4 protein-coding genes are annotated in these 7,117 nt (G+C 65.8%); 2 read left to right on the top strand and 2 right to left on the bottom strand.

All coding sequences use genetic code 11. The features are described 5' to 3' along the window. Nucleotides 1–1,934 (bottom strand): elongation factor G (fusA, locus tag PF446_RS09025; RefSeq protein ID WP_298071100.1); only part of this gene is annotated, 1,934 nt, incomplete at its 3' end. A 256-nt stretch (nucleotides 1,935–2,190) separates the two neighbouring features. Here fusA and PF446_RS09020 point away from each other — a divergent pair. Beyond that, nucleotides 2,191–2,754, top strand: coding sequence for a glycine zipper 2TM domain-containing protein (locus PF446_RS09020; RefSeq protein WP_298071099.1), 564 nt, complete (start codon nucleotides 2,191–2,193; stop codon nucleotides 2,752–2,754). Between the two features lie 265 nt (nucleotides 2,755–3,019). After that, entirely contained in the window at nucleotides 3,020–4,756 is a 1,737-nt protein-coding gene (locus PF446_RS09015; protein ID WP_298071098.1) for a hypothetical protein, read from the top strand. Nucleotides 4,757–4,770: 14 nt separating this feature from the next. Here the strand turns inward: PF446_RS09015 and PF446_RS09010 are convergent, their stop codons facing one another. Next, nucleotides 4,771–7,026, bottom strand: coding sequence for a molybdopterin cofactor-binding domain-containing protein (locus PF446_RS09010; RefSeq protein ID WP_298071097.1), 2,256 nt, complete (start codon nucleotides 7,024–7,026; stop codon nucleotides 4,771–4,773). Between the last annotated feature and the right edge of the window lie 91 nt (nucleotides 7,027–7,117).

Below are 7,117 nucleotides of genomic sequence, written 5' to 3'. Positions count from 1 at the left end.
GACTTGAGTTCGGTCGAGTAGTGGGTCAGTTCGGCCAGCGGTACCTGGGCCTTGATCATCAGTTCGCCACGCCGCATGACCTGGGTGCCCATGATACGCCCACGACGCACGGCCAACGCGCCGGTGATGTCGCCGACACATGATTCGGGAATGAACACCTCGACGTTGACGATCGGCTCCAGCACCATCGGCCCGGCCTTCGCAACAGCATCCAGGAAAGCCTTGCGTCCGGCGGTGACGAAGGCGATTTCCTTGGAGTCGACCGGGTGGTGCTTGCCGTCATGCACCACCACGCGCAGGTCCTGCATGGCGTAACCGGCCAGCATGCCGGTTTCCATCGCCTGCCGTACGCCCTTTTCGACCGCTGGCAGGTACTGGCCGGGGATGGTGCCGCCCTTGACCTGGTCGACGAACTCAAAGCCTGCGCCGCGCGGCAAGGGTTCCACGCGTAGATACACCTCGCCGAATTGTCCGGCCCCGCCGGTCTGCTTCTTGTGCCGGTAGTGACCCTCGGCGCTGTTGTGGATGGTTTCGCGGTAGGCGATTCGCGGCGGGCACGTCTTGACGTCCACGCCATAGCGCAGCTTCATGCGGGCCAGCATCACATCAAGGTGCAGGTGACCAAGGCCACGTAGCACCGTCTGGTTGAGCTCCTTTTGGTGTTCCACCCGCAGGCATGGGTCTTCCTCGCACAGGCGCTGCATGGCTTGCGCCAGCTTTTGCTCCTGACCCTTGCGGGACGGCTCGACCGCCAGCGCGAACATGGGTTGCGGAAGGTCCAGTGGGGTCAGCTGGATGTGCTGGTCGGCCTCGGCGTCATGCAGCACCGCCCCGTAATGGATGTCCTCGACCTTGGCCACGGCCGCGATTTCGCCGGGTCCAGCCATCTCGATCTCCACGTGGTCTTTGCCTTCGAGCCGGAACAGGTGCCCGACCTTGAACGGCTTGCGCCCGTCGTCGATGAACAACTGCGAGTCCTTGCGCACGGTGCCCTGGTGCACGCGGAACACGCTGAGCTTGCCGACGAACGGGTCGTTGACGATCTTGAACACGTCGGCCAGCACATGCCGGTCGGGGTCCGGGGTGGTTTCCACCGGGACCTGATCCTGGTCCAAGCGACGCGTAAACGGCGGTGGGTTGCCTTCGGCCGGATTTGGCAACAGGCGCTCGGCCAGTTCCAGAAACTCCGGGATCCCCACGCCGGTGCGCGCGCTGACAAAGCAGATCGGTACCAGGTGGCCTTCGCGCAGGCATTGTTCAAAAGCGTTGTGCAATTCCCCGCGATCCATCGACGTCTCGCCGTTGTCCAGGTAGTGCGCCATCACGGTCTCATCGATCTCCACCACCTGGTCCAGGATCTGTCGATGGGCTTCGGCCAAGGAGGAAAAGTCGGTCTCGCCCTCGGCATGGAAGAAACAGTCCAGGACCTTCGCTGCATGCCCGGAGGGCAGGTTCACCGGCAGGCATTCGGAGCCGAATACCTCACGCAGCTCCGTCACCAGGTCACCAAGCGACCCGTCGACCTGATCGATGCCGTTGACCACCAGGACACGCGCCAACTTGCGCTGACTTGCGTACTGCATCATGCGCCGCGTGCCGTGCTCGATGCCGGACGCGGCATGCACCACGACGGCCATGGTTTCCACCGCGTTCATGGCCGAAAGCGTCGGGCCGCGAAAATCGGCGTAACCGGGGGTGTCGATCAGCTGGATGCGGCAGGCGTCGCGATCGATGCTGGCCAGAGACGTGTCGATCGAGTGCCGTTGCTCGCGTTCAAGCGGGTCGAAGTCGGACACGGTGGTGCCGCGTTCGATGCTTCCTGCCGAGTTGATGCGTGCGCCGGCCAGCAGCAGGGCTTCGAACAACGTGGTTTTGCCGGCGCCGGCATGGCCTGCCAAGGCGATGTTGCGGATCTTTTCAGGTGTGCGGGACATGACCTGCCTCCCTTCGAGGTTGCGAAAGAGGCCGTCATGGTCGTCCGCTTGGGAATGCTCTCCGCCTCGGCGCAAGGCGCTTGGCGGGCGGTCATGGCGGTAGCTTGCCAAGCCTTCCCTGTTTGCAGTCCGAGGTCAAGTGGGGCGCGGAAACGCGTCACGTCGCAATCGGTTGACCGGCTGTTTCCAGCGGTTAAAGAGCGATTCAAGGCCGGCCAGGAAAATACCATTCGAACCACCGTGCAGGAGCCGCGCCATGAAACAACTGATCGCAAGTCTGACCCTGATCACTGCGCTCGTCGCCAGCACCGTGGTGCTGGCCGATCCACCGTGGGCCCGCGGCCACGACGAACGCGGAGATCGGCATGACGACATCGCCTATGTTCGGGTCCTGGACGTCAGGCCGATCCACGATCCGATTTATGCGCGTGAGCGTGTATGTCGCATGGTGCCGATCGAGGAGCGCACCGTGGTCGGTGGACAGCGTCAGGCAGCAGCCACGGTTTTGGGGGCGGTCATCGGCGGAGCCCTGGGGAATACTGTCGGCAAAGGGGACGGTCGTCGCGCGGCGACCATCGCCGGTGCCGTCGTGGGTGGTGCGATCGGACACGAAAGTACTCCGGGCGAAGGCCGCCGAGTGTACGCGCGCAGAGCCTATCAGCGACGCTGCCATATGCGTTCCTACTATGCCGGTGATCGCGTGGTGGCCTATGCCGTGTCCTACTGGTTCCACGGGCGCGTGTTGCGCACACGCCGCGACCATCCCCCCGGGCGCTTCATGCGCGTGCGGGTGCATGAACGGGTGTGGCCAGAGGAGTAAGGTTCGCAGGCAGGGAACTTGATCCCTGTCGGGACATCGAACCCAGCAGGCAGGCATGACTGGTGCGTCGCCAGGCATGGCCTGCCTGCGTCACTTTGGTGATGGCGGGGCTGCCGCCGCACCCATGCGCTGCTAAGGTTTGCCTTCGCACAAGGCCCCAACCCACGAATCCCATGCACGAGCTGAAGGCAAGCCGCATGCCGAGCAACGCGATCACCCAGGGATCCAGAAACGGCATGTCGCCGGTGGGGCCGGGTGTGCGCGCATGAAATCGCTGGGTTATGTACACATCCCGATTGCCGAGCATCACCGCTGGGAGCCGATGTCCCGGCGATCGATCGCGACCGGCATGGGTTCATTCAATCGCACCACGCGGTTGATGCTTCATCAGATGCGTTGGCGAAAGCCGCCGCGGCAGGTGGGGTTGAGCGTGGTGTCCTGGGTGCTTTCATTGCTGGTTCACGCCGTGGTGCTGGTGGCCATGATGATGGTCCGCCCACAGCCCAGCGATGAACCGATGCCCCGCGGCGTGGACAACGCCATCCAGGTGCGTTTCATTGAATCCGGGCCTCCGGCGACGCCGGTCCCGCCCCCGGTTCCGCCGCAGCCGCGAGCGCCCAAGCCCGTGCGCAAGCGCGTTGTGAGCAGGCCCATGGCGCGCGCGCCGGTGCTTGCATCCGTGCCCAAACCGCTACCGGTACGGCGTCGCGTCAAGGTCAAGCCTGCGAGCCCGCCTGCACCGATCCCCGCCACGCCGGATGTGAAGCCACTGCCAACCCCTGCCAAGCCGCCTGCCGTGTCCAAAACCACGCATGCGGCGAAACCCGAACCTGCCCCGGCGTCCAAGCCCTTGGCACTGCCCAAGGTGCCTTCAGTGGCCAAGGCCTTGCCCAAACCGCCACCGCCTCGCGTGGTGATGGAAACTTCGCCGATGGCTGTACCGCCGCCGAAGATCCAGATCAACACACCGTCCACGGTTCAGGCCATTGTTCCGGAACCGGTCGCCCCAGCGGTGGACCTTCCCGCTGCCAGGCCCCAGGTGGAGATGCCCGGGCTGGCCGTTGATGTCGATGTCTCCGGGCCTGCAGCCACGCATGTGCAGGCTGCCGTCAAGGTGACGCCGCAGCCGTCGCCGGCGTTACCGCGGATCGATACTGAAACCATGCAGCCCCGCCAGCAGATCGCTGCGACCCCACCCGAGACCGTCGCTGTTCCGCCAGAGCCAGTCCAGATCCCGCCGACGGCGTTACAGCAGCCGGGCCTCCCCGAAGTTCCCGGTGCACCGCACAAGGGGCCCAGGATCGAACTCGGCGCAACCACCGGGCTGGAGTCGGTGCCCGAATTCCAGACGCAGGCGAGCATCCCGGCGCAGGTCTCATCGGTGGTGCCGCCGGCCCCCGTGAAAACGCCGCGACCGCAACTGGCGCAGGTTCCGGACACCGCGTCCTGGGCGCAGTCCCACGATGACCGTTTCAGCAATCCCGCCACGGGCCCGGGGCAGGCCGGCAAGGGCCGTCCTGACGGCGTACCCGATTTCATCAAGCGCATGCCGCAAGGCAATTCAAACGTGATGACTCGCCACTACAAGGGGTTTCACTACAAGCCCACGATCTTCGACAAGTACTGGGCCCCTGACAACCAGGGCCTGCTGACCCGCTGGCTGCAGGACCTGGTGGACGTGACCAGCTTCCACAAGACCATCGACATGGGACGCGGTGTGCGGCTCCACTGCGGCGGTTGGTTGCTCGGTTTTGGCTGCGCTCCGGATCCGCCGCAACCGCCACCGACCAATGCCGATGACCGACGCCTGGACATGGCGCCGGCCAAGCCGCTGGTGCCGGGTCTGGGTGCATCCTCGCAGGAGCCGGCCCGTCCTGACTCGGCGCCGGAATCCTCGCTGCAGTCGGTCGAGTGCGCGACCGCGCGCGTGGCGGGAGGTCCGCTGCCTCCGGGCTGTGGGCCGGACGCGCCGAAATCCGGCGCGGGCGGCTTGCTTCACTGACGCCCCTCACCGATTCAGAGCTTGCGCATCAATTCCTTCATCAGCGGCAGGCGGCGGATGTGCACCGTGGTCGCGGCAGCGACCGAACTGGCAAGGGCGGGGGCCGCGGACGGCATGGCCAGTTCGCTGGCGCCGGTGGGCGTGTCGTCGGATGGCACGACGATCACCTCCACCGTATTCGGAAGCTGTGCCATGTGCGCCAGCGGATAATCCTTGAAATCATGCTGCTGCACCCGGCCGTTCCGCAGGGTGATGGCCTGGCCAAGAGCCGTGGATACAGCATCCAGGGTCGCGCCGGTGACCTGGGCCTCGAGCCCCAGTGGATTCACCACGCGACCCACATCCACGGCACATACGGCGCGGTGGATGGTCAGGGTGCTGCCACGTACCGAGGATTCGAATGCGTGCGCGCAGTACGCGCCGTCCATCTGATGGAAGGCGATGCCCAGTCCGTGTCCGTTGCTGCGTCGTCGCGACCACTCGATGCGTGCCGCGACCTGTTGCAATACATTGGCCAGACGCCCGGTATCGATCAGCCGATCCGTTCCGGGTACCGGAAGGGACCGGGCTTCGCCCAGAAGCTCCATGCGAAGTTCCAGTGGATCCCGGCGCATGTCCCGCGCGATCACGTCGATGAACATCTGCGTGGCAAAGGCATCGACGACGTCGGAACCGCCACGGTTGGCTCCGCGCGGCAGGATGCTGTCCAGTTCGTACCAGGCCGAGCTGAAGTTCGCCACCAGGCCGCCGGGAAGGGCGGCCGGGGAGGCCTCGGAGGTCCAGATCTGGTCGGCCGGCACGTCGCGTCCCGCAAGGGCCGAGGCGCTTGCCTTGCGCACGCTCCACCCGACGATCCGTTTGCGGCGGTCAAGCAGGGCCTGCATCCGGTGGATCGCCCCGGGACGATAGACATCGTGCCGGATGTCCTGGTCGCGGGTCCACATCAGTTTGACCGGGGTGCGCGCGGCCTTGGCCAGCATCACCGCCTCGGCGAGGTAGTCATGGTCCATCCTGCGGCCAAAACCGCCGCCGGTGCGCGGTATCTGGATGTCGATGCGCGATGCGTCCAGACCGGTCAATCGCTGGACCACGGCAAGTGCCTGCTGCGGTGCCTGGGTCGGCACCACCACGGTCGCGTGATCGGTGCCGATGCGCACAAGGCAGTTCATCGGTTCGGCGGTTACATGGGCCTGGAAGGGTTGCGTGAACAGCGCATCGATGGTGTGTGCCGCATGCTTGGCTGCATCCTTGTAGTCACCATCCTCGCGGATCCGGCGCGTGGGTTCGGACTGGCTTTCGAGTAGATTCCTGGCGATCTGGTTGAACTGATCGCTGGAAGCGCCTGCATCCTTGCCGGGTTCCCACTTGATCTCCAGCGCGTCGCGGCCGCGCAGCGCAGACCAGGTGTCTTCGGCCAGCACCGCCACAGATGCCGCCAGAGGCGTGGTGCCAAGCGGCTGGCCGGGCTCCGGCTGGAGCTGCAGCACCCGCTTCACGCCCGGGACGGCAAGGGTCGCGCGGGTGTCGATGCGGTCCAGCCGACCGTCCGGCCACGGGCAGTGCACCAGCACTGCCGTCAGCGCCTCGGCCATGTACTGGTCGATGGCAAAATGCATGCGGCCGGTGACCAAGTCTGCCGCGTTCACGTCGCCTGCGGGATGGCCGATCAGGCGATACTGGTCGGGCGTCTTCAGCTGCAATGGCGCCTGCGGCGGGGCCTGTTTGAGCGCGGCCTTGACCAGGTCGCCGTAGCCATAGCTGCGACCGTCGGGCGTGCGTATCGTGCCCCGGATGCAGCTTAGATTCGACGCGTTGACCTTGCTGCGCTGCGCCGCTGCCTGCAGCAGCAGCCAGCGCGCCAGGGCTCCGGCCTGGCGCAGGTCCTCCCAGGCCGCCGGTATGCTGGTGCTGTCGCCGCTGCGCTGGTGTCCGTAGCGCCACTGCGTGGTGTCGTTCTCGTGGATCAGCTCCGGTCCCAGCGACACGACTTCGACTCGATTCCAGTCGGCGTCCAACTCGTCGGCGATGATCCGTGGCAGTGATGTGTGCGTGCCTTCGCCGCAATCCGGATCGCGGGCACCGATCACGGTGCGCCCGTCCGACTCGATGCGGATATAGGGTCCCAGACGGGTCAGATCGTCGCCGAGCAGTTGCAGCGGGATGTCCGCATCCTGTGCGCGCAGGCTTCCGATGCCAACGACCAGGGCGCCGGCAGTACCGGCCATGACTTGCAGGAAGCGTCGGCGTGACAGACGAACGCGCAGACTCACGTGCTTGATCCCCTGAGTTGACGGGCAGCGCGATGGATCGCGCGACGGATGCGTGGCTGGCTGCCGCAGCGACACAGATTGGGCAGGGCGT

It is taken from the genome of Oleiagrimonas sp., assembly GCF_027858935.1.
Lineage (GTDB): Bacteria > Pseudomonadota > Gammaproteobacteria > Xanthomonadales > Rhodanobacteraceae > Oleiagrimonas.
The sequence above is the reverse complement of the archived record's forward strand: the minus strand, read 5'-3'. Positions and strand labels throughout refer to the sequence as shown.